Source organism: Arsenicibacter sp. R0_47 (genome assembly GCF_057652235.1).
In genome coordinates, this window is the sequence record NZ_JBYFCJ010000046.1 from 1 (window position 1) to 19,943 (window position 19,943).

A 19,943-nucleotide genomic window follows, 5' to 3' on the forward strand; every position below is an offset into this window, starting at 1 on the left:
ATCAATCGTTAGGCTACCAGACTCCTGCTCAATGGTATATCAAAGAACCAATTGGGGAGCAAAAAAGTACAGTTATTGACTCGGATTTCCCAAGCTTGAATTAGCCCAAAAGCTGTCCAACTAATTGGGAACACCATATTTAGCGTTCGCCAGAAGCGTTCCACATAGATATTATCCAAAGCCCGCCCTTTTCCTTCTCAACTGATAGCGATCTCATGCCCTAACAATACGGCCACAAAATCATCACTGGTTAACCGCTCGGATTTCCATGGTTTATGCAAGCGTGGGCGTATAATTTTTGTCATATTTCTGCTGGCGGTGAACTACCGAACAAACTCGATGAATCAGCGGCGTCGGCCGTCCGATTGTTACGAACCGCATTCAGCACGAGCATTTTATTTTTGCCTTCTCCTACTTTGCGCTGGTAATAATCCTGAAGCTCGCCTTTCATTTTGACCGCAGACACGGCTCCTAAATGAAACAGAGACTTAACAGGGCCGCCTGGCGGTCGTTTACGAGCGTGCTGGCTAACACCGGTTTTACCGCCCGGCGGCCCGGCTCGAACACTGCTTCCTGACCTATACTCGAAGGGAGCCACTCCTGAGTGACAAGCAAGCTTTTTGGGATCATTAATAGCTTTGAATTCATCAGTAGCTACTAATACTTCTGTAGCAGTAGCCGGGCCAACGCCTGGTACTGAGCCGGGCCGCCGGGCGGTGATCCAGGCAAAAAGCTCTCGAAGCCGCTCATCATTTTGAATAAGCATATTGATTTGTTTATCAGCGGCTTCTAAATCAGCATTAATGGCTTTCAGAGACGCCTGACAGTTTTTAGTAATCTGTTTTTGTAAGGCTGCATCCATAAATCCTGTTTGCTCGTTAAGCGGTTGCTGAAGTTGTCGCTGAACCCCTATTAGCCGTTGACGGAGCGCACCGCAGCGGCGGCCGCTTAGAGCCGCTAATTTTTGCAAAACAGGTCTGGGTGGCTGCCATAAACGCATTTTGTCCTTGAACCGAAAGGCATATTCGGCAATGCGTTGGGCATCAATGGCATCAGTCTTTCCTCGTTGTAAACCGCCTGCCTTTTTAATCTGAAGTCGGACGGCCGATGCCGCTGCTTTCTAACCAGATCGGTAACTGTAATTTATAAAGAGAAGATAAAAGATGGGCGCTGTAAATTCCAGTGTGTTCCAGACAACAAACCGATTGGGTAGTCATAAAGCCAGGAAGTGTCTTGATCGCTTTGATAACAGCTCTTATTGCTACCGCTGAATTAGCGGATTGGTTCTGAAAAACAATCGTTCTGCCATTATAGACAGCCCAGTCCAAAGTAGCCTTTGAGACGTCAACTCCAATATAGTAAGTAATATTCATAAATGATAGTTTATAGAGTGATTGACAAGTGCTTGCTTTGATACTCAAACCGCCACGGGGCGCCCCGCTTACTAATGGGTCAAAATGCCCTAATTTCCATTTGAGTCGAGAGCAAGTAAGATATGATGGATCCTGACCGCGACGGCGTACCGTTCCGAGCTTAGAGCAAACCTCTGCGGCCCCATAGGGTAACCCATCCTATGTGTTGGTTGGCAACTTATTCCAATATTGAAATTTATCAAAGATTAACTTAGGTTAGCTCATTAGAATGGAACCTGAATCTGAGCATAGAGCAAAACCTCTGCGGCCCTATAGGACAACCCATTCAATATCTAGTTCGGTAAGATCACAATCTTAAAAGCTTACCACGCCACAAACCTAAAGGGCGGCCCCGTGACTCCCTTGATCTGTATTGAAAATCTGTGGCTTACCCCATTGCTGTAAACTCTGTCGCAAGGTATCTACACACCAGTCTGCTTCCAGCGTATTGCTCAACTGCCAATGTAAGACATAGCGGCTGTGCAAATCTAAGATAGCCATCACATAAAAAAAGCCTTTAGGCATCGGAATGCACTAATATCAGTCGCCCAGACCTGATGAATGCTATGGATGATTAACCCCCTTAACAGATAGAAAAAGCGCTGCCGGGGTACGCCAGGCCTTGATAGATTTGGCCGGGGAAACTGCGTTTCCAGACCCATCAAAGCTCTTAACCGACGAACCCGTTTAATATTGATCGCCCACCCTTCCTGATTCAATAGAACCACCAAACGCCGATGGCCCAGATCAGGATGTTCGACATACCATTCATCTAACCGGCGCATAATCCGCAAGGTTTGATCATCAACTGGCACAGGTTGATAGGCCAGACCGGTTCGGCTGACACTCAATAACCAACACTGTCGGCGCAGACTGAAGTCTACATTAGAGCGATCAATCATGGCTCGTCGTTGGCTTAAGGGTTGGTCGCTAATTTTTTTTGAGCCAAGTCAACTCCATCTGAAGCCGCCCAATCTGCTCGTAGAGCGGCCCTGTTTCATCCACAATGGGCTTCTCAGCCCCCTTCTGTTGATCGAATAGTTGCGGAGCAGCGGCTATAAATGCCTGTTTCCAGGTCTGCACTAACTGCGGATGCAGATCATGCTCGCTAGCGATCTGATTGAGCGTTTTATCCTGACGGAGTACTTCTAAAACAACCGCTGGGGCGGCCCCGCTTCACCTTGAACTCAGAGGTGACCTGGCGACGGCTTTTTGCTTTCATGGTTGCCTAAGTTAACAACCATTCCGACAAGCTTAAGGGGTGGTGCAAAAAAGTGGGACCACTTTAGATTAATACAATAACCGCTACACCGTGTTAATCTGCCAAATTTATTGCGCTGCACGTTCGATATGTCAGGATAAATTAAACCCGTTTACTTTGGCCCTTCCTAAACGTAACTCAATAGTATAGATCTGTTTAACATCTGACACAGATATTACTGATTTCCGGCTTGTCAGTGTCTTTAGATGTAGCTGTCCCCCTATTACTGCATCCAGCATACGGGGAAATATTTCTTGTTCAGTTTGAAATAGGTAGATTGAACCGATAAGTAAGCTTGCCGGCTCTAAATTAGTTTTCTTTGCAATAATCCATGAACCGGCAGGATAGGAAGCGTCACAATCAGAGGGAATAAACATTTCATAGCCTTCTATTTCAAATGCAAAACATTCTGTCGGTAAAAATGGAAACGCGACGCGAGTCAGTGACTTTTTAGTGCTGGAGTTATTACTCAATAATAGGCCTTTAGCAGAGGCGGGTATCATCCACATATTCCGGATTTCAGAGGACTGTGAAGGTGTGGCATTGAGCGTTTTAGCAAATGCCTGGCTTTCCATAGTTTCTACCCCCTCAACTATGTCTGCCATAAGAAGACCCAAAACCTCCGCAATACGTATTAGTGTATCTACTCGTGCGATTTCCCCCTTTCGTAAAATCTCGGAAATAGTCCTTCGGGTAACGCCAATTTCTTGAGCCAGTGAATCCTGCGTTCGACCAGATTCCTTCATTCGTCCTGCAATAATATGCGCATTTATTTTCATAGAATTGATATTAATAGCAATAATATGCACAAAAATGAGAAAAATAAATTACAAAATGCGCAAAGTGGAATAAAAGCTATTAGCGGACAAAAATTAGCGAAGTCATGCAGGCATTGGAATCAGGGTGACAGGTACTTATGCCCGACTCATATGTATAGCCCAACCGGGAGGCCTCGACAATGGCAGCTGAGATTGCCTGATGGTCCAGGGGGGCATGTTTATAAACCGCAACAGTGGTGGTGCCTCGATGCAGCACCGTTCTGGCTCCCAGTAGTGACAGCACAGGAGGGGTGTTGTGTTTGGTGGCCTGGATAAACAGGATCGACGCAGTGGCGACCAGGCCTACGACCAGATAGGTGGCGATTTTCCGTAGCATGTTACAGGGATTTATAGCGTTCACAAATGTCATTGAAGGGATTGAGTAGTAGGCGGGGCCAGTAAGAGCAGCCGGTTTCCTGCATGATGCAGCATAAAGCCCTTTGGCAGAATCTCCCCGTTGAGATAGGCCAACGCATATCGGGCTGTTAGCTCAACGGTTGCGATTGGGAACCGCTGAACGGCTTTTCCTTTGGCCTGCATGGGAGAAACACGCGAAGGCCCGATAGTGTAGGGGTCACGAAAGCCCTCGGCCTCAGCCAGACCTAAAATATGCTTGTACATTGCCACTTCCGGCAAGGGTTGTGTCAGAACGATAAAGCCCTGCAAAGAGGCCATTGTCAAGGCCTGTTTCAGGCTTTCATTTTGAATTACTTTCGTGGTCTGAGATTCCATTTCTGAGTGAAAAATTAGGCAATATCGCGTCCGGCGGCTTCCTCAGCCGGTTCCATCTGCTCGAAAAAATCCATGTAGGTAAACGACTGCACCACCGTTGAACAGGCGTAGTCCAGTGCATACACAAACCGATGTTGATCACCCGTAACCGTTTCATCGGTCGTGGTCATGTAGCTGAAGGTCGTGGCCGGGGTATGCTCATACAGTATAACCGAAAACTCACCGCCCCCGCCTTCTTTGATTTCATTGGCCTTCAGGCGTTCAAACAGCCCGAGGGCTTGCTTCCGGTCTGCAAAATTCCGGTAAAATACAGGCTGTGGGGGGTCTACGCACTGCAAAACTACTGAAAACGGAAGTCGTGTCGCCCGTACATATTCGCGAATCGCATACGTCATCTGACATTGCCGGTCATACGCCCCGGTCTGGCTTTGATCTTCTCTATAAAAATACGCTAAATCCGGGGAGAGAACAACCCGAAAAGCCCCTGTACTAACCTTTTATCACCCTATTGATTAACAAAATAAAATGAACGATAAAGAAAGGGGTGCCGGTTATATATTGGTTTCGAAAGGGCTTGCCACCCAATTGGGCGCAATATTGATCAGAAATTTGATTCATTCAAAAAAAAATCAAAAAAACATTATCCTTTTGAGCTGTCATATAAAACAAATGATTTATGTTAGTGTATGTGAATGCGAGTAGGCTAGAGGGGAGTCTTTGGACCTAATCGAGATGAGTGAGAAGAAAAAAAAGCAGTTGCCCAAAATGGGTAGCTGCTTTTTTTTAAGCCGGTTCCTCCGTCAGGGGACCAATAGTATCCGGTACATCTCCCGGATGAGTGCACCTACCAGACATGCGCTGCCGATAACTACGGAGACGATCAGTAGAGTGCGTCCCCAGCGGGTATCAGGGGTTTTCATGATACACGTTTTGTTTAAGGGGTGACTGAATGCTTTTGCAAATGCGGTCGATCAACCTGAATCGGGGGTAGGGAATTACCCGAAGCTGCCAGAAGGTAGCGTTGGTATCAGGGAAACAATGCTGGTAGCGGAGACAATCCCCGTACCAGGCTGTGTAGCGGATGCCGTCAGGCGATTCGGTGAGATGGCGGTAAAGGTTGGTTTGGTAAATAGTGGCCATGCCATCCGGCTCGAAGGAAATGCTGGTTTCCAGAAACAGCAACTCGGATTGTATGCGACGGATCAGCAGGTTCCCGTGGCGGGGGAACCGATGTTTGGCTATGAGGTGATACCGGAAGGTAGGTACGCCAACCAGATTGCCCTCAAAAAAGTGGTGATCGAGCAGGTTTCCGTAGTAGCCGGGCCGGACCAGATACATACAGAGATCACTGCCCGAATCAGACCCTTTGTGCCAGGCCACGTATAGGCGAAGGCCTATGCTCCGGATGGTATTCCGCAGCCGGTGATAGAGTGGTTTGTCGTACATGGAACACTGTCGGATAGATTGAAAAAACAATTGAATAATTATTTCGGAGAAGGACTTGAAAAAGGCCTTTGTAACGGACTTAGCCATATTCCCAAGTCTGATAATGGCCTTTATTGCTGTCAAGAGCAACCTCATTTCATGGATTTGATTCATTTTTAGCGAGATTTTGCCCTATCTTAGACCGTTTGTTTTATCTTGTTTTTGGCTTATGGAAAAGTCTACTTTCGACATACACCCGGCTCCGGTTGGTATCCGGTTCCTGGCTTTTCTGACCGATTACGTCCTTGTTTTTCTCCTCGTCTGGCTGACTGATCAGACGGTTCCCTCCCTATCGCAACTGATGTATCTGGCCGGACTTGTCTACCTGCTGCTGCGGGATGTTTTGCCACTGGGGTTGGGTCAGGGGTTTGGCAAACGTGTATTCGGGCTTCAGGTGATCTGTACCCGCAACGGGCTTCCGCCCGAAGGCCAACTATGGATCGGCCTGATCCGAACCCTGCCCATGATAGTGCCCGTGCTGAATCTGTTCGACCTGGGGCACCTTCTGATGGAACCGGATGTGCGATGGGGCGATAAACTGGCCGGTACGCGGGTGGTTTATCGGACAATGCCTGATACCGTTGGTCGATCCAAAAACTGGTTCAGATAGTGCGGTATAGGCCTCAGTGCTGCCGGTTCGGGTTCGATTAGCGATATATCGTCCGGCACATCGACATAGAAGAAGCCCTGCCCTCCCCGCACAGGGAATTTGCGCGATAGCCAGCGTAATTCGCCCGTGATCCACGCCCACCGGCCCGGGGCCACCTGGATGCAGGCTTGCTGCTCATGGATGGTCTGCATGGGCTGGCAGTCGAGGATTTTGACCACACAGGTGGCCAGCCCCTTATTGGGGGTCCGGCTATCGGCAGCGCCACACAGTAAGAGATCACCCCGGTTATGCGTAATCCGGCTTCGGGTCTCGATGGTCTTAAATCCATATTCCATCAGACTGAGCCAGGGATATGGGTTTTTAGGGGAATTGTCACTCAGGGTCAATGCTTTTAGGCGCATAGTAAAATGGGACCATTTAGAGGGTCGTTTATTGTGGGTTGATGGTAGCTTGTTGAGCTTGCAGTAATCGTTTCCCTTCCCGGGATATGTATACGCGCACCGCCGAATCGCGGTTTTTTCTGATCCAGCCCTTTTTCTCCAGTTTCGCCAGATAACTCCCGGCAACCAGCCAGGCGGCTTTGCCCGAAGTCGCGCCGTTGCCGGTGTTTTTGACCGATGTGTGCATGGTGCTGTCCGGCCAGAGTGTTTCGGCAAATTGCCGTAGACCCATATCGGCTTCATACGAAGTATGTTCCAGGATGCGTAATGCCTGTAGCTGAGTTAACGTAAGCGTTTGCATTCAATTGGTTTGGCGGGTCAGAATAAAAAACGGTAATAGGGCCTAACCGATAGCCCAGAGTAAGTCAATTGAGGGTTTACCCCCTGAGAAGCTGCCTGAAGGAATGCATTGTATATGATTTCCAATAGCGTCAGCACGTTTGTATCCACATTGTTCAGGTCTTTCCAGTGTGATAAGGGATGAGACTGAAAAGACCTGAACGAAGGCTAGAATGAGGTATTTGTAGGGGGTGGGGGGAAGCCGGGAGCGGATACACATTGATACATATAACAGCTTTCACTCTGACCGACAGCGATCCAGAACAAATAGATGGTTTCTACTGTACAAACCTGACACATCCCATTGGGCAGAGGAGTCGTTGAGGTTTGATGCTCCCTGCCCATGAACCGGGCTTGGCCTTCGAAAGGAACCGTTACAAGCGCCAGCAACAGGAAGGCTACCGTTCGGGTTGATAAAAACGTTCTGATTTTCTTCATGACATTACACCTTTTAAAATGATAACAAATTGAAAAAAAGCCGGTTAAAATAGCCCTCGTTGTACAGAAGCAAACCTTAACCAATTGACTGTCAAGGTAATGCTTTTAAGGCAATGCTAAAATAAAACAAATGATATTTTTATTACTATTACTCGTGGAGGTTCCGGCAGAAACCGGCCTGTTCAGGAACCGCACATTTCGCAAGCGTCCTTGTTTTCAAGGGAACACACCATCGCCGTGTAATCGGCATTGTCGGTCACTATGGCGGCATCCGATCCAACGGCCCGAAGGCTCTCGGCCGTCGGCACCAGCTCTTCAACCCGAGGAATTACCGGCTCTAACTGCAGTTCGCTCTGCTTTTCGACGGTGAACTTGACGGCATCAGCAGCGGCCTTCGTGCGCAGGTAGTACAGGCCGGTTTTAAGGCCCAGTTTCCAGGCCGTGAAGTGCATGGACGTGAGTTTGGCGAAGTTGGCGTTCTGAAGGTGAATATTCAGCGACTGAGACTGGCAGATAAAGGCTCCCCGGTCAGCCGCCATTTCCAGAATCGACTTTTGTTTAATCTCCCAGACTGTCCGGTATATCTCCTTGAGATGCTCCGGAATACTGGGAATCTGCTGCACCGACCCATTGGCCAGAATCAACTGGTTCTTCATCGAATCATTCCACAGGCCCAGACTCACCAGATCGCGTAACAGGTGTTTATTGACGACGATGAATTCGCCCGAAAGCACCCGCCGGGTGTAGATATTGGACGTGTACGGCTCAAAGCACTCATTATTGCCTAAAATCTGTGACGTAGAAGCGGTCGGCATCGGTGCCAGTAAAAGCGAGTTTCGAACCCCGTGCTGCTGAACGTCCTGCCGGAGTGTTTCCCAGTCCCATCGCCCCGACGCAGGAGTGTGGTCCCACATATCGAATTGAAAAATCCCCTTGGAAATCGGTGAACCATCCCATGTTTCATAAGGCCCTTCTTTTTTGGCCAGCTCCATACTGGCCGACATAGATGCGTAATAGATTGTCTCAAAAATTTCGGTATTCAGCTTTCTGGCTTCGGGGGAATCAAACGGCATCCGCAGCATGATAAAGGTGTCGGCCAGCCCCTGTACGCCCAATCCAATAGGCCGGTGCCGCAAATTGGAGCGTCTGGCCTCGGGAACGGGGTAGTAGTTGATGTCAATGATCCGGTTGAGGTTCAGGGTTGCTACGCGGGTCACCTCGGCCAGCTTCTGATGGTCAAAGGAGCCAACCCCATTCCGGTCATATACCACGTACTTGGGCAGAGCCAGCGATGCCAGATTGCAGACCGCTACTTCATCGGGGGCGGTATACTCGATGATCTCGGTACACAGGTTAGATGATTTGATGGTTCCCAGATTCTTCTGATTGGATTTGCCGTTGGCGGAATCCTTGAAGAGCATATACGGCGTACCCGTTTCGATCTGTGATTGCAGAATCTCAAACCATAGGTCCTGCGCCTTGACCACCTTCCGGGCGCGGCCTTCCCGTTCGTACAGGGCGTAGAGGGCTTCAAACGCTTCGCCATACACATCAGCCAGCCCTGGACATTCGTGGGGACACAGCAGACTCCAGTCTCCGTTGGCCTCCACCCGCTGCATGAACAGATCCGGAATCCACAGGGCATAGAACAGGTCCCGGGCGCGTAGCTCTTCCTTGCCGTTATTCTTTTTTAATTGAAGAAACTCGAAAATGTCAGCGTGCCAGGGTTCGAGATAAATGGCGAATGATCCCTTACGCTTACCTCCTCCCTGATCGACGTACCGGGCTGTATCATTGAACACCCGAAGCATCGGCACCAGCCCGTTCGAGGTGCCATTGGTTCCTTTAATGTAGGAGCCGGTTGCCCGGACATTATGAATACTCAGTCCGATTCCACCGGCAGACTGCGAAATTTTAGCCGTCTGTTTCAGTGTGTCATATATCCCCTCGATACTGTCGTCCTGCATCTGCAAGAGAAAACAGGAACTGAGCTGGGGTTTGGGCGTTCCGGCATTGAACAGCGTCGGGGTGGCATGGGTGAACCACCGCTCACTCAGCAGGTGATAGGTCTCGATAGCCGCATCAATATCCTGCATATGAATACCCAGAGCAACACGCATCAGCATGTGCTGGGGCCGCTCGGCCACTTTGCCATCGAGTTTGAGCAGATACGACTTCTCCAGCGTCTTGTAGCCAAAATAATCATACCCGAAATCCCGGTCGTAGATGATGGCCGAATCCAGCCGGTCCCTGTGCTGCATCGTGATCTGATACACCTCCTCGGAAATCAGCGAAGCGTCCTGACCCGTTCGCGGATCAATGTACCGGTAGAGCCGGTCTATCGTTTGACTAAAGGATTTGAGGGTGTCCTTGTGGAGATTGGATACCGCAATACGCGCAGCCAGCAACGCGTAATCGGGGTGCGTGGTGGTCAGGGATGCTGCCGTCTCTGCGGCCAGGTTATCCAGTTCGGTCGTCGTTACCCCCTCATAGAGACCTGAAATTACTTTCTGGGCAACTTCCAGAGGTTTGACAAACCGTTGATCCAGATTATAGGCCAGTTTGGTGATCCGTGCTGTGATCTTGTCAAAGATGACGGATTCCCTGCGGCCATCGCGTTTAACTACGTACATAATTCAGCTCAATTTTAGTAGTGCTTTAAAGAACGCTTAAATATACACATAAATCAGTCATTTTATGTTATCCAGTCTCCCGTAATACACCCGGCCTTCTGATGCGAAGGCCCATTCCCAATTCGTTGCTGCCGCCACTACACGCGATGGTCGGCTACCAGATCAATCCGTGCGTACCCGGCCAGTGCTTCATCGGTTGGGTAAAAAAACTGTATATCGACCTGAATGCCCTGCCACCGGGGTAGTTGGTCATTGGTCCTGAACCGGGCATGGTATCGTTCTGATCGCTTCAGGCTTGTTATCCGGCTTGAATAGGGCAAAATGACGGCTATATCAAGATCAGAGTCAGGTCGGGCCTGCCCCCGGGCATAGGACCCAACTATGGCGGCTCCCAACACGGTGTACCGGCGTAGACCGGCCTCTCTCAACCGCCCCCGTATCCAGCGAAGATCAGGTAAGAAAGTTGGTAAGGTACTGGTGTTTTCCATACAGGTCTCTTTGCTTGACGGCCTGGTCTACCGCCATTTCCTTCCCTGTAAAGATACCATAAAACAACTGTTTATATAATCTCAAGCCGCTGATAGTGAGCCTTTTATCTCCCTGTTGATTTGGCCCCTCCGGCCCAGGGCGGGGCCTTTTACTGAGCCTGAACCTTGATCTGTTGTTTGAGCCACTCGCTGGGCTGACTGTAGACGCAGGAACCTGTTGACAGGAATAGTTCAATCTGGTCGGGCGAGTGCGTTGGCCGGGCGTGAACGAGTGCATTCGGGTTCATCCATACCGGAATCATCCGCGATTGAGGGCTGTTGGGGTCGGGGTGTAGGTTCAGGGGAACAAGTCCTATACTGGCCAGCAACTTCCGGTGCAGCTCGGTGTTGGGTAAGTGAAGGGTGGAATTGTCGGGGTAGTCGAACACGAAAAAGCCCTGGGAATAATCCAGATAGCAGTACGGCATACAAGCCTCCAGAGGCAGGGTCTCATGCTTCCAAAGGTGAAACTTGTATGTGTCTGCCGTCGTCATTGAAACTGGTAGGTGAGGCCCTTAACCTGGCGGTATTGGGCGTACAGGGCGATACCCGTGAAAATCCACCAGCAAATTACCGGATTTATGGTCATGATCAAACCGGTCAGCAACAGGAATCGCCATCGCCGACGCAGGGCGTAAAAAACCGGCCAGACCAGCAGCGCCAGAGCAATGTAGAGGACAGGGTTGCCGGGTTTGCGGGAGGGCGCTGATTCGACCGGTTTTCCGTTGATCTGCTGCCAGATCGTCCGGTAGGATGGCTCTTCGACGCGACGGGTCGCTTCATAGCCAATCAACTGGACATACAGGAGCAGCCAGAAGCCATACCGGTACAACATGACTCCGATAAAGACAACAAGGCCTATCGTCGGTAGTAAGGGAAAGTCCATAGCGATGATAAGTTATAAGGGCTACCGGTCCCTCTACGAACCAACAGGTGGGTTTAGCAATCGGATAGTTGCCCTCAGAGTTTTTTTTGATTGAAACGGGTAAAATAATTGCAGATTCCAGAAAAAAGAGCCGAAGTTGTTGTATAGCCTCAAAATCGTGTCTACTTTTGACAACATAAAACAAATAATTTATTTTATGAAATCCCTGCTGAAAAAAATTTCACCGTTGCTGCTGCTTCTGGTCTGCCCTGCATGGGGGCAGATTGCCCCGGACTCCATTCAGGCTCAGGGGCTTGTTCACCTGCCCCGTTCGACGGTCATGAACTTCGCCCGGCGACTGACGGTAGCGGAAGAACTGAATCTGGCCACTAAAATGCTCGAAGAAGTCCGCATTCAGAATGCAACGGATACGACTGAAATTGGCAATGTTCTGGCCGTCCTGCGGGACGTAAACCGGTATCAGTTCCGGGCCGATAGTATCCAGCGCCAGGAACAGGAACAACGTCAGATTACCGATAGTATCCAACGGCTACAACAACAGGAAACCCTCAAACAGCAAAAAATTGCCGATACCTCCTCCGGAGGTGGCCTGTGGCTGTTGATGTTGGTACTGGCCTGCGGTGCTGCCGGTGCTTATTGGTACTTTTTTGTGTTCACAAAAAAATCCGGATCAGCACCCGTGCATTCAGCGGCTGATGCCTCTTCCCCTAACGATAATGCGCCGGCCCCCTGATCTATCAATTCGAGGCTAAAGAGAGAAAAACCATCCCAAAAAAGGCTGATATTCAGCCTTTTTTTTTACAGATGAATGCCATCAAGCGAAACCAGACAGCCCTGGATCAGGGGCAACGTATCGTCCTTGATGCGGTAGAAAATCCGTTTGCCTTCTTTGCGATAGGTGAGGATTTTCCGGTTGCGCATATTCACCATATGGTGCGATATTAAGGACTGCTCACCCGATAGCCGTTGCTGAATGTCGGTGACGCATTTCTCGCCTTCATGCAAGAGTATATATAGTATTCTTAACCGCACCGGATGGCCGAGCACATTCAGCTTGCTGGCAATATCCTCAATGTGTTCGGCTTGCTGGGGGGATTCTTTAATATAGGTTTCCAATGTAGTATCCAATTAAAGTAAGAAAAGATAAATATAACGATTTATCCTGTCAAATGTAACTACACTATTAGCTCATTTTGTTCCTGTTGATCCGCAATTAGTGGCGCAGCATCCATTACCGACCGGGGGAATTCGGACCGCTGGAAGAAACGGGGAAACTCGTCACGGTTTTTACCATCCCGGGAGTAGCCCAGTTCTTTGGCCAGATGGGTGCCGAACTGCTTGAAAAAAACGGGGATGCCCAGCGTGTCGAGAGCTTCCATCAGCTCGGTGATCCAGCTTAGTTCGCAGGGGCGGTAATGATAGGGAGAGGGTTCTTCAAAGCCGCTTTCCCCTCCGATGATCGCCCAGTGGATACCGGCCATTGCTTCCCGCAGAGGGGACGTGAGCAGGGCTTGTGCCGGAATTCGGTCAATGAGCGGTTCAAAGCTGATAAAGCGGACCTGCGCCGGAATCTGACTCAGGGTTTGAATCCGGTGCAGCTCGTCCGGACTTTCAACGGATACCCCGAGCCAAACATTGGGATAGCCGTCCTGCCAGTCAGGGGGCAGTTGACCCGCTGCGCGTTCAATGCGTTTGGTAGGTAGCTGATAGATCAGCCTGTCGCGGGTTTTCCAGACAATATCCCAGGCTTCCCCCCGCCACGCATCCGCCTGATGGTGAAAGAAATCGGAGTACGAAGGAGCAAAGACGAGCCGTTGGGTGAACGGCTCCTGCCCGGTTAGTTGCCTGTACCACGTCAGCGGTGCCTTAAATTTGGTGGAGGAACGAACGACCTGTTTGAATTTTTTCTTGAACCGGCCTGTCATTTCGCGCTCTGCATAGCAGAAAAAGCATCCCGGACTGACGTGATTACAGCCAGACCAGGGGTTCCAGGTGAACTCGCACCAAGAAATTTTCGAATTTTTTCCCATTGTATTAATAGTTTTTGTGTTGTAAATTGAATGGACAACTAATACCTTAATGTTGAATGGCACAAACAAGCGCTGGGGCTATTAAAACTGCCGCAAAGACTCTTGGCCTCACGGTTGAGAATTATCTTGAGCTGATTTCCGCAGGACAAAAGCGTTGTCGTAAGTGTAAAACATGGAAACCCGTCGAGGAATTTGGAAAAGATGTCAGCCGGGGGGACAAACGAAAAACATCCTGTTTGTCGTGCAACAGAGTTCAAGTCAAAAAGGAACGTATCTACGGTGTTTCTCACTTTAAGGGGCAAACTCATACGGCAGAGTCCAGGGCCAAAATGAGTAAGAGCCGAATCGGGAAACAGAGTAAGTATAAAGGCATAGCCAGAACGAAAGAGGTAAGAGAACGAATTAGTGAATCAGCACTGAAATCCACGAATCTTAAAAGAGGTCAAGGGCACTATGCTTACAAGAATGGTGCAAAGCAAAGGAACCTTGACCTTCGACGTTCGGTAGAATATAAGCAATGGCGAAGCCTTGTTTTTGAACGTGACCAATACACCTGTCAACATTGCGGGGATAAGCGGGGGGGTAACTTAAATGCTCATCATATAAAACCTTTCTCCACTCACCCGGAATTGCGACTTGATGTTGACAATGGAATTACGCTCTGTGAGCCATGCCATATCGTCGAACACCAAAAAGAAGAATAGGGACTGTTCTCAAATCATTTGGGCCATTGATTTTACGCATTTAAACTGCCATCACTTCCGGGGTCTTCGCATAAGGATCAGATTCACATCGGACAGGCTGATATACATGCGCTGGCATTCGTTGAGGGTGATTTCCCCTTCATTCCATTCATTAGGTGCTGTCGCATTCGGGTACACCACGTAATACCGGAATTGGTTTCCTTCCACTTTGTAGTACAGTTCAGGAACGACCGGGGGAAAGCCAGGTTTAATGGGGGGCGGCTGATGCAGGGTATGGTAGGGGTCAAGCATTCTGCCATTGGCCCGTAGGATCAGTACGCCTACGCGTCCGACCCCACCCTTTTTAAAGGTGAGGTTCCAGGCTCCGACAATATTTTGAAATGGCCTGCCGGGTTCACAGCCCTTTTCCGATCCGCAGGAAAGAAGAGCGGTCAGCAGCGTCAACCCGGTGAGGGTCCGGACTACGGCACCCCGGAGAATACGGTATTGTATTTGCATGATATAGTTCGGAAAAATGGTTTACGCACAGAGGGGGACGAGTGGTTTGGTCTGGTTGGGGCTGGTTCGGACAACGGGTGGGATAGTCGGCTCCGGCTGTCCGGCAAAGCCCCGGTAGAGGGCTTCGATTAGCCGTTGCTGAACCAGGGGGGAGACCGAGTTGCCGATGCCTTTTTTGGCATCAGTCAGGGTTCCGGGCAGGGCATAGGTCTCCGGAAAGCCCTGAATACGGAGCAGTTCCACAATCATCAGTCCCCGGTAATGAAGATCGTGAATGCCCATCGTTCGCATATGCTCCCGAATGGCCACCATTGTTTCGGAATCCCCGGCCTGCACCGTCCAGTACGGCGAATCGACGGGTTTGGCATCAGCCCCCAGGGCCGAGATCAGGTTGAATTTTGGATTGGTCGTGAGCGTTCCCGCTGGCACATGAAGTCCCTGATGGTTATAGGCGGTATTGTAATCCTTGTCGAGCCACTGAACGCACGTAACCAGATGATGCTTGGGGCTCGTGGTCAGGGTGCCTGCCGGAACGTCGATAGGCTGATGATTATGGGAACCGTTGTACTGTTTGTCGAGCCACTGCACCTCAAAGGGAGTGATCAGGGATAACCGGTCCTTGGTGGTCAGTGTAGCCTCCGGTCGATCCAGCCCACGCACATTAGCGTCGGTTCCGTAGTAGGCCATCAGGTACGGCTCCCGGGCGTATTTCCGGAGTCCCGCCAGAATGCGGCGAAGTGTCCGTTCTTTCAACGGTCGTTTACCCTTGTAGCGGTGCCGCTCAAAGATGCTGATACCGGTCTTCCTTAATTCCAGCACTTCCCGGACCGGCTTGTAGGCTGGCATCGCACCAAACAGTTCTGTTTGGGCAGCGGGAAGGTGGGTGGGCTGGGGCCAGCAGATCGGCATATGCCTGCGCACGAAGGCAATGAACAGCCGGTCACGTGAGGTATAGGCTCCGAAAGCGGCTGCGTTCAGCATCCGGTAGTCGTGGTGGTAGCCATACGAGTCCATCTTGTCGAGCCACGGGACAAAATAGGTACCTTCCAGGGCTTTGATGGGCTGGTCGTCCTCGTCGGTTGGCCCCCAAAGGGTAAACTCCTGAACATTTTCAATGGTCACCATGTCCGGCCTGATGCACTCGATATAGCGGTACAGCTCCCAGGCCAGCGTCCGGCTGTCCGCGTTTTTGCGCTTGCCGCCTTTGGCGCGGGTATGCTGGGTGCAGTCGAGGGATGCGTGAAGGCAGATGATCGCTCCCGCGTCGTTCCGCCGGATCGTGCTGACCTGCTCTTGAATGGGTTGAATGTTGGCGTACCGGATGTCTTCCTGGGTGTGAATGCAGTTGGGGTGATTGGCCGCGTGGATACGAATCATGTCTGGGCTGTGATTGACACAGTAGATCACTTCCACAATGGGTTGGCCCTGTTCATCCCGGGCGTTACTGGCCCCCAGCGTACTGCCACCGAGGCCACAAAACAAATCAATCAGATATATCATGGGTGAAAAGGGGAGAGGGTTAGAACAGGGAGAGTTGCAGTCCTGCCGAAGGGGTACATTCTTGGGCTACCGGTTCCGACCGGGGTCGTTTGGTCTCCGCGATGGCGAGTAATTCATCATATCGGGCCAGCACTTCATCAGCCGTCGTGTACAACACCGGAAGATCCAGCAGTGCGCCCACCTTTCGGCGTATGTCGGCCAGCAATCCAGCTTCTTCCCGGCTGGGTCTGATCGTTGGCCAGCCTTTGCTGTACAACAAATGCTTTGGAATCTGCCTTTCGAGGGCTTCCCGCTCAGCGGCTTTTTGTTTGGCCAGTGCGACTCCTTGCCGCTGTGCCTGGGTCAACAGGTGTGGTGCCGTGTCCGCCAGCCAGTGGGCCGACTGAAAACCAAAGCTGGAGCTGATTTCGAGGTCTACCATTTCCCGGTAGATGTCCTGATTATCGGGGCAGTTGGAAGAAGCCAGCAGGTCCGCCTGTTTGGCCATCATACAGAAGGCACAGGAGACCCGGGACGATCTATACACCGTATAGGCTTCGTGAATGGGCAAAGAGAAGCGCTTGTGGGCTTCCCAAACCTGGTCTAATTTCCAGCTAAAGACGGAATTCCATTCAATACCCCTTGTTCCTTTGGAAAGAGAAGTCAGGGCGGGTTGTTCTTTGCTGACGGGTTTTTTTGCCCGGTCGGGGGATTCCTGACCCCGAACGCCGGTCACATTGAGAATCGTTTGACCCGGAAACCGTTTTTTAAGGTAGCGGCAAATGATCTGGGTTTTAAGCTCTGAGGTACAGAACCGCATATCCGGAGTTGACCACGGCAGAATCAGCTTGACACATTCCAGATTGATATAGCGGTTGACATTATTTTGCCAACGGGTTTGCCAACGCTCCATCAGGTCGCCTACTTCGCGCCGAACAACCACCAACTCCACGCCAAGCTGATCGGCTACCTGTTGGCAAATCGGGAGCGAACTTTTCCATTCTACGCTCCCAAGGTCTGCATGAATCAGCACGATTTCGCCCCCGTACCCCAGCTTTCGCAGGGCCGTCACCGTCTGGTGGGCGGCAATAGTGGAGTCTTTGCCGCCACTTACACCAATCGCTACGGGTGAATTCTGATCCAGTGCGGCCTGAACCTCGTCGGTAATATCAATGCCCGGCAGGATTATTTCTTCGGGTTCTGAAAGTAGGGTGGCTTGCATACTGTCTTCGTTCACCGATTTACGCCCCGGTAGTGGCATTTTTTGATTGAAAAAAGGTTAGACTGCCTGGTTAGCGTTAGAGAACCAGTAGCGGAGCGTCGGTTTCCTCATGACAGACTGGCCAGGAAACCCCCTTCTTTAGAGGGGTCGGTACGCCGAAGCGGAGGAATGGCCTTTGTTCCTCTTGTTTGGTGAATGATTGAAGAATACGCATAGCCATCGCCCCGTTGCAGAAGGGTTAACCTCTTGGGATGAATCCCCTGGAGTAGGTCCTTGCCTGTCCGTAGGTTGAAACTGGGCGTGTGTCGAATGGCGATGCGGCCAACGTGTCGGCCCTTGTTTTTGCCCGTTGGCACCTCGGCCCGGACCAGATCACCCGTCTGCCAGCCCATAAACGCTTTGGCTCGGGGGGCGTGGCGGTTGGGGAACCCATAGCGATCCGTGCGGCACCGCTGGCGGCATCCCTGCCCAAAGGCGGTAATGAGTAGGACTTCCTGCCGATCAACAATGAAGACACTGGCCCCCGACTCGCCTACACAGGCCGCATCTGTCCAGTGGGCTTTGGGGTAGCCCTGACGGGTGCGGTTGAACTTAGTTCGGCCTCCGCTTCCTGTTTCGATGGGTAGGCCCAATTGACGCAACTCTTCTACGATCCGATACCGGGTGGCATTGACAGCGGCAGCATCGGCCAAGGGCCGGGCGGCTTTGGCCGTAAGCTGAGGGTGTCCGAACTCGGCGGCTGTGCGACTCCCTTTCTTCTGGTTGCAGGGCTGACAGGCCAGCGTCAGATTCGTGATACTGTCGGAACCGCCCCGGCTTCTGGGGTGCATGTGTTCGATCTGCAAGGGCACATCCTTTTTGCCACAGTAGGCACACTGGCGGTTCCATTTCTCCAACAGGTACTCCCGCACCTCGTAGCCGAAAAGCGTACCCTGCTGGTATTCGACCCCTTCGATCTCAGGGTTCCGTAGCTGCTGGGTATCGAAGCGTACCCGCTCGACGGATAGGTCCGAAACGGGTGCCAATCGGGTTAACCTCTTAGTCCACGTCTGTACGTTCAGGACGCGGCTGAGAGTTGAAGGGGGTATCCAGCCGGTAGGTCTGGTTCGATTGAGAAAACGGGGTTTGCGGTAACGGACGGTCCGCCGCGCGGTTTTTCGGTTGCGTCGGCCCCGGCGCAAAGCGCGTCGGCTTTCCAGACTGGCCCGAATGGCCTCCCCCCGGTGGGGCAGTTCAGCGGCCCAGACCACGCGGTTTCCTTGCTTGCCGGTCAGAACAACAGCCATGCCGGTGGTCTGACTGCCCGGGTCGATTTTGAGGGCCAATGGCTGCGTACCGTCCGTAGTGGACTGTCGCAGGATGATGGTAAATGGGTAGCGACGGAACACAGCTGCTTTGCCCTCGCGCATGAGTTCTCTGGCTCTGGCCTGGTGGCAGGGCATGAGCGGGGTTTTGTCGGTAGCCAATACAAAGACTCGGTTCTGCATAGATCAATTACTTAACGGTTCTCCCCGTGAGGGGGTAAAGTGTGCCTCGACAAGGTTATAGCGGCTTGTTGGGAACCGAACACTGGCTTTTCCCGATAGCCTGTTTAATCCGGTTCGATAGAGCGGGGGGCTGGCAACGCACCCTCCGACGGTCCGATTTCTATGGTTTATGCAAGTGGTGACACATAATTTTTGTCATATTTTTCGCCCCTTGCTACCACCGCGTATACCCGATGGATAAGCTTATTGCGAACCGCGTTTAGGACGAGCATTTTGTTCTTGCCTTCCTTGACTTTGCGGTGATAGTAATCCTGCAATTCGCCCTTTGCTCGGATGGCCGCCATCGCACCTAGGTGAAACAATGATTTGAGCCGTTTACGGGCATGTTGACTCACTCCAGGACGACCTCGGACACTACTCCCTGATTGGTAGTTAAAGGGGGCAACGCCGGCATGACAGGCCATTTTCTTCGGTTCGGTAATAGTCTTCATTTCGTTAGTGGCGATGACGATCTCAGTAGCCGTGGCCATACCGATACCAGGAACCGACATCATCAACTCAAAAAGTTGACTCAGGTGCGGATCAGCTACAATGAGTGCATCAATGGCTTTATCAACTGCTTTTCGGTCTTTCTCCAGAGCAGTCAGTGAAGCCTGGCAACTTTTAGTCAGTTGTTTATGTAGAGTTGGATCAATAAAGCTCTGCTGTTCTGTCAGAGAACCAGCCAATTGAGTGTAGACACTAATAAGTCGCTGACGAGCAGCACTTAATAAAGCTAACTTTTGAACTACCTGACGTGGTGGCTCCCACAAACGAAGCTGATCACAGAAGCGAAAAGCATACTCAGCAATGCGTTGGGCATCAATTGACAGGGCCGCCTGGCGGTCGGTCTTTCCGCGTTGGAGGCCGCGCCACGGGGCGCCCCGCTGATTTTTTGATCTG

25 protein-coding genes are annotated in these 19,943 nt (G+C 51.1%); 3 read left to right on the forward strand and 22 right to left on the reverse strand.

What is annotated here, in order from left to right; genetic code table 11:
• Positions 1-301: 301 nt before the first annotated feature.
• The 9 genes from AC23NW_RS34000 to AC23NW_RS34040 all read right to left on the reverse strand — a co-directional run bounded on the left by AC23NW_RS34000 (position 302) and on the right by AC23NW_RS34040 (position 5,669).
• A complete protein-coding gene (locus AC23NW_RS34000; RefSeq protein ID WP_487455079.1) occupies positions 302-970 on the reverse strand; it encodes a transposase in 669 nt (222 codons plus the stop codon).
• A gap of 115 nt (positions 971-1,085) precedes the next feature.
• Positions 1,086-1,373: a hypothetical protein gene (locus tag AC23NW_RS34005; RefSeq protein WP_487455080.1), complete on the reverse strand. Its 288-nt coding sequence runs from the start codon at positions 1,371-1,373 to the stop codon at positions 1,086-1,088.
• Between the two features lie 378 nt (positions 1,374-1,751).
• Positions 1,752-1,937, reverse strand: coding sequence for a DDE-type integrase/transposase/recombinase (locus tag AC23NW_RS34010; RefSeq protein ID WP_487455081.1), 186 nt, complete (start codon positions 1,935-1,937; stop codon positions 1,752-1,754).
• Entirely contained in the window at positions 1,913-2,314 is a 402-nt protein-coding gene (locus tag AC23NW_RS34015) for an IS3 family transposase (RefSeq protein WP_487455082.1), read from the reverse strand. Before AC23NW_RS34015 ends, AC23NW_RS34010 begins: the two co-directional genes overlap by 25 nt.
• 451 nt (positions 2,315-2,765) lie before the next feature.
• On the reverse strand, positions 2,766-3,452 hold the full coding sequence (locus AC23NW_RS34020) for a helix-turn-helix domain-containing protein (RefSeq protein ID WP_487455083.1): 687 nt from the start codon (positions 3,450-3,452) through the stop codon (positions 2,766-2,768).
• Between the two features lie 79 nt (positions 3,453-3,531).
• On the reverse strand, positions 3,532-3,828 hold the full coding sequence (locus AC23NW_RS34025) for a hypothetical protein (protein ID WP_487455084.1): 297 nt from the start codon (positions 3,826-3,828) through the stop codon (positions 3,532-3,534).
• A 29-nt stretch (positions 3,829-3,857) separates the two neighbouring features.
• On the reverse strand, positions 3,858-4,223 hold the full coding sequence (locus AC23NW_RS34030; RefSeq protein WP_487455085.1) for a hypothetical protein: 366 nt from the start codon (positions 4,221-4,223) through the stop codon (positions 3,858-3,860).
• A 14-nt stretch (positions 4,224-4,237) separates the two neighbouring features.
• Positions 4,238-4,618, reverse strand: a complete 381-nt coding sequence (locus AC23NW_RS34035; protein WP_487455086.1) for a hypothetical protein — start codon at positions 4,616-4,618, stop codon at positions 4,238-4,240.
• A gap of 511 nt (positions 4,619-5,129) precedes the next feature.
• Positions 5,130-5,669, reverse strand: coding sequence for a hypothetical protein (locus tag AC23NW_RS34040; protein WP_487455087.1), 540 nt, complete (start codon positions 5,667-5,669; stop codon positions 5,130-5,132).
• 208 nt (positions 5,670-5,877) lie between these two features.
• Between AC23NW_RS34040 and AC23NW_RS34045 the strand changes: the two genes are divergently transcribed.
• A complete protein-coding gene (locus AC23NW_RS34045; RefSeq protein WP_487455088.1) occupies positions 5,878-6,318 on the forward strand; it encodes an RDD family protein in 441 nt (146 codons plus the stop codon).
• Here AC23NW_RS34045 and AC23NW_RS34050 read toward each other — a convergent pair.
• From AC23NW_RS34050 to AC23NW_RS34075, 6 genes are all read right to left on the reverse strand, one after another.
• Positions 6,267-6,719 (reverse strand): hypothetical protein, encoded by a 453-nt coding sequence (locus AC23NW_RS34050; protein ID WP_487455089.1) that lies wholly within the window; start codon positions 6,717-6,719, stop codon positions 6,267-6,269. The two genes, AC23NW_RS34045 and AC23NW_RS34050, sit on opposite strands and share 52 nt — an antisense overlap.
• Before the next feature lie 28 nt (positions 6,720-6,747).
• Entirely contained in the window at positions 6,748-7,059 is a 312-nt protein-coding gene (locus AC23NW_RS34055) for a hypothetical protein (RefSeq protein ID WP_487455090.1), read from the reverse strand.
• Positions 7,060-7,717: 658 nt separating this feature from the next.
• Positions 7,718-10,168, reverse strand: coding sequence for a ribonucleoside-diphosphate reductase subunit alpha (locus AC23NW_RS34060; RefSeq protein ID WP_487455091.1), 2,451 nt, complete (start codon positions 10,166-10,168; stop codon positions 7,718-7,720).
• Between the two features lie 137 nt (positions 10,169-10,305).
• Positions 10,306-10,656, reverse strand: coding sequence for a nucleotidyltransferase family protein (locus AC23NW_RS34065; RefSeq protein WP_487455092.1), 351 nt, complete (start codon positions 10,654-10,656; stop codon positions 10,306-10,308).
• A gap of 149 nt (positions 10,657-10,805) precedes the next feature.
• Positions 10,806-11,189: a hypothetical protein gene (locus tag AC23NW_RS34070; protein WP_487455093.1), complete on the reverse strand. Its 384-nt coding sequence runs from the start codon at positions 11,187-11,189 to the stop codon at positions 10,806-10,808.
• Positions 11,186-11,581: a hypothetical protein gene (locus AC23NW_RS34075; RefSeq protein WP_487455094.1), complete on the reverse strand. Its 396-nt coding sequence runs from the start codon at positions 11,579-11,581 to the stop codon at positions 11,186-11,188. The genes AC23NW_RS34070 and AC23NW_RS34075 overlap by 4 nt, the downstream gene beginning before the upstream one ends.
• Positions 11,582-11,777: 196 nt before the next feature.
• Between AC23NW_RS34075 and AC23NW_RS34080 the strand changes: the two genes are divergently transcribed.
• Positions 11,778-12,314, forward strand: a complete 537-nt coding sequence (locus AC23NW_RS34080) for a hypothetical protein (protein ID WP_487455095.1) — start codon at positions 11,778-11,780, stop codon at positions 12,312-12,314.
• Between the two features lie 65 nt (positions 12,315-12,379).
• On the opposite strand, the gene AC23NW_RS34085 is transcribed toward AC23NW_RS34080, so the two are convergent.
• Complete coding sequence (locus AC23NW_RS34085; protein ID WP_487455096.1) at positions 12,380-12,697, reverse strand: ArsR/SmtB family transcription factor; 318 nt, start codon at positions 12,695-12,697, stop codon at positions 12,380-12,382.
• A gap of 59 nt (positions 12,698-12,756) precedes the next feature.
• The gene (locus tag AC23NW_RS34090; protein ID WP_487455097.1) at positions 12,757-13,611 is read right to left on the reverse strand and encodes a DUF5131 family protein; all 855 of its coding nucleotides are present in this window, start codon (positions 13,609-13,611) and stop codon (positions 12,757-12,759) included.
• Between the two features lie 56 nt (positions 13,612-13,667).
• Here AC23NW_RS34090 and AC23NW_RS34095 point away from each other — a divergent pair, with 56 nt between their 5' ends.
• The gene (locus AC23NW_RS34095) at positions 13,668-14,315 is read left to right on the forward strand and encodes an HNH endonuclease (RefSeq protein WP_487455098.1); all 648 of its coding nucleotides are present in this window, start codon (positions 13,668-13,670) and stop codon (positions 14,313-14,315) included.
• Between the two features lie 51 nt (positions 14,316-14,366).
• Here AC23NW_RS34095 and AC23NW_RS34100 read toward each other — a convergent pair whose 3' ends face one another.
• From AC23NW_RS34100 to AC23NW_RS34120, 5 genes are all read right to left on the reverse strand, one after another.
• Positions 14,367-14,813, reverse strand: coding sequence for a hypothetical protein (locus tag AC23NW_RS34100; RefSeq protein ID WP_487455099.1), 447 nt, complete (start codon positions 14,811-14,813; stop codon positions 14,367-14,369).
• Positions 14,814-14,834: 21 nt separating this feature from the next.
• Entirely contained in the window at positions 14,835-16,313 is a 1,479-nt protein-coding gene (locus AC23NW_RS34105; protein WP_487455100.1) for a DNA cytosine methyltransferase, read from the reverse strand.
• Positions 16,314-16,332: 19 nt separating this feature from the next.
• A complete protein-coding gene (locus AC23NW_RS34110; RefSeq protein WP_487455101.1) occupies positions 16,333-17,514 on the reverse strand; it encodes a phosphoadenosine phosphosulfate reductase domain-containing protein in 1,182 nt (393 codons plus the stop codon).
• A gap of 107 nt (positions 17,515-17,621) precedes the next feature.
• On the reverse strand, positions 17,622-19,001 hold the full coding sequence (iscB, locus tag AC23NW_RS34115; protein ID WP_487455102.1) for an RNA-guided endonuclease IscB: 1,380 nt from the start codon (positions 18,999-19,001) through the stop codon (positions 17,622-17,624).
• 167 nt (positions 19,002-19,168) lie between these two features.
• Positions 19,169-19,813, reverse strand: a complete 645-nt coding sequence (locus AC23NW_RS34120) for a transposase (RefSeq protein WP_487455103.1) — start codon at positions 19,811-19,813, stop codon at positions 19,169-19,171.
• Positions 19,814-19,943: the final 130 nt, after the last annotated feature.

Excerpts from the sequence above, each read along its gene's own strand:
- AC23NW_RS34005 (WP_487455080.1), bottom strand. The coding sequence starts at position 1,373 with ATGAATATTACTTACTATATTGGAGTTGACGTCTCAAAGGCTACTTTG.
- AC23NW_RS34010 (WP_487455081.1), bottom strand. The coding sequence starts at position 1,937 with ATGCCTAAAGGCTTTTTTTATGTGATGGCTATCTTAGATTTGCACAGC.
- AC23NW_RS34015 (WP_487455082.1), bottom strand. The coding sequence starts at position 2,314 with ATGATTGATCGCTCTAATGTAGACTTCAGTCTGCGCCGACAGTGTTGG.
- AC23NW_RS34020 (WP_487455083.1), bottom strand. The coding sequence starts at position 3,452 with ATGAAAATAAATGCGCATATTATTGCAGGACGAATGAAGGAATCTGGT.
- AC23NW_RS34025 (WP_487455084.1), bottom strand. The coding sequence starts at position 3,828 with ATGCTACGGAAAATCGCCACCTATCTGGTCGTAGGCCTGGTCGCCACT.
- AC23NW_RS34030 (WP_487455085.1), bottom strand. The coding sequence starts at position 4,223 with ATGGAATCTCAGACCACGAAAGTAATTCAAAATGAAAGCCTGAAACAG.
- AC23NW_RS34035 (WP_487455086.1), bottom strand. The coding sequence starts at position 4,618 with ATGACGTATGCGATTCGCGAATATGTACGGGCGACACGACTTCCGTTT.
- AC23NW_RS34040 (WP_487455087.1), bottom strand. The coding sequence starts at position 5,669 with ATGTACGACAAACCACTCTATCACCGGCTGCGGAATACCATCCGGAGC.
- AC23NW_RS34045 (WP_487455088.1), top strand. The coding sequence starts at position 5,878 with ATGGAAAAGTCTACTTTCGACATACACCCGGCTCCGGTTGGTATCCGG.
- AC23NW_RS34050 (WP_487455089.1), bottom strand. The coding sequence starts at position 6,719 with ATGCGCCTAAAAGCATTGACCCTGAGTGACAATTCCCCTAAAAACCCA.
- AC23NW_RS34055 (WP_487455090.1), bottom strand. The coding sequence starts at position 7,059 with ATGCAAACGCTTACGTTAACTCAGCTACAGGCATTACGCATCCTGGAA.
- AC23NW_RS34060 (WP_487455091.1), bottom strand. The coding sequence starts at position 10,168 with ATGTACGTAGTTAAACGCGATGGCCGCAGGGAATCCGTCATCTTTGAC.
- AC23NW_RS34065 (WP_487455092.1), bottom strand. The coding sequence starts at position 10,656 with ATGGAAAACACCAGTACCTTACCAACTTTCTTACCTGATCTTCGCTGG.
- AC23NW_RS34070 (WP_487455093.1), bottom strand. The coding sequence starts at position 11,189 with ATGACGACGGCAGACACATACAAGTTTCACCTTTGGAAGCATGAGACC.
- AC23NW_RS34075 (WP_487455094.1), bottom strand. The coding sequence starts at position 11,581 with ATGGACTTTCCCTTACTACCGACGATAGGCCTTGTTGTCTTTATCGGA.
- AC23NW_RS34080 (WP_487455095.1), top strand. The coding sequence starts at position 11,778 with ATGAAATCCCTGCTGAAAAAAATTTCACCGTTGCTGCTGCTTCTGGTC.
- AC23NW_RS34090 (WP_487455097.1), bottom strand. The coding sequence starts at position 13,611 with ATGGGAAAAAATTCGAAAATTTCTTGGTGCGAGTTCACCTGGAACCCC.
- AC23NW_RS34095 (WP_487455098.1), top strand. The coding sequence starts at position 13,668 with ATGGCACAAACAAGCGCTGGGGCTATTAAAACTGCCGCAAAGACTCTT.
- AC23NW_RS34100 (WP_487455099.1), bottom strand. The coding sequence starts at position 14,813 with ATGCAAATACAATACCGTATTCTCCGGGGTGCCGTAGTCCGGACCCTC.
- AC23NW_RS34105 (WP_487455100.1), bottom strand. The coding sequence starts at position 16,313 with ATGATATATCTGATTGATTTGTTTTGTGGCCTCGGTGGCAGTACGCTG.
- AC23NW_RS34110 (WP_487455101.1), bottom strand. The coding sequence starts at position 17,514 with ATGCAAGCCACCCTACTTTCAGAACCCGAAGAAATAATCCTGCCGGGC.
- iscB (WP_487455102.1), bottom strand. The coding sequence starts at position 19,001 with ATGCAGAACCGAGTCTTTGTATTGGCTACCGACAAAACCCCGCTCATG.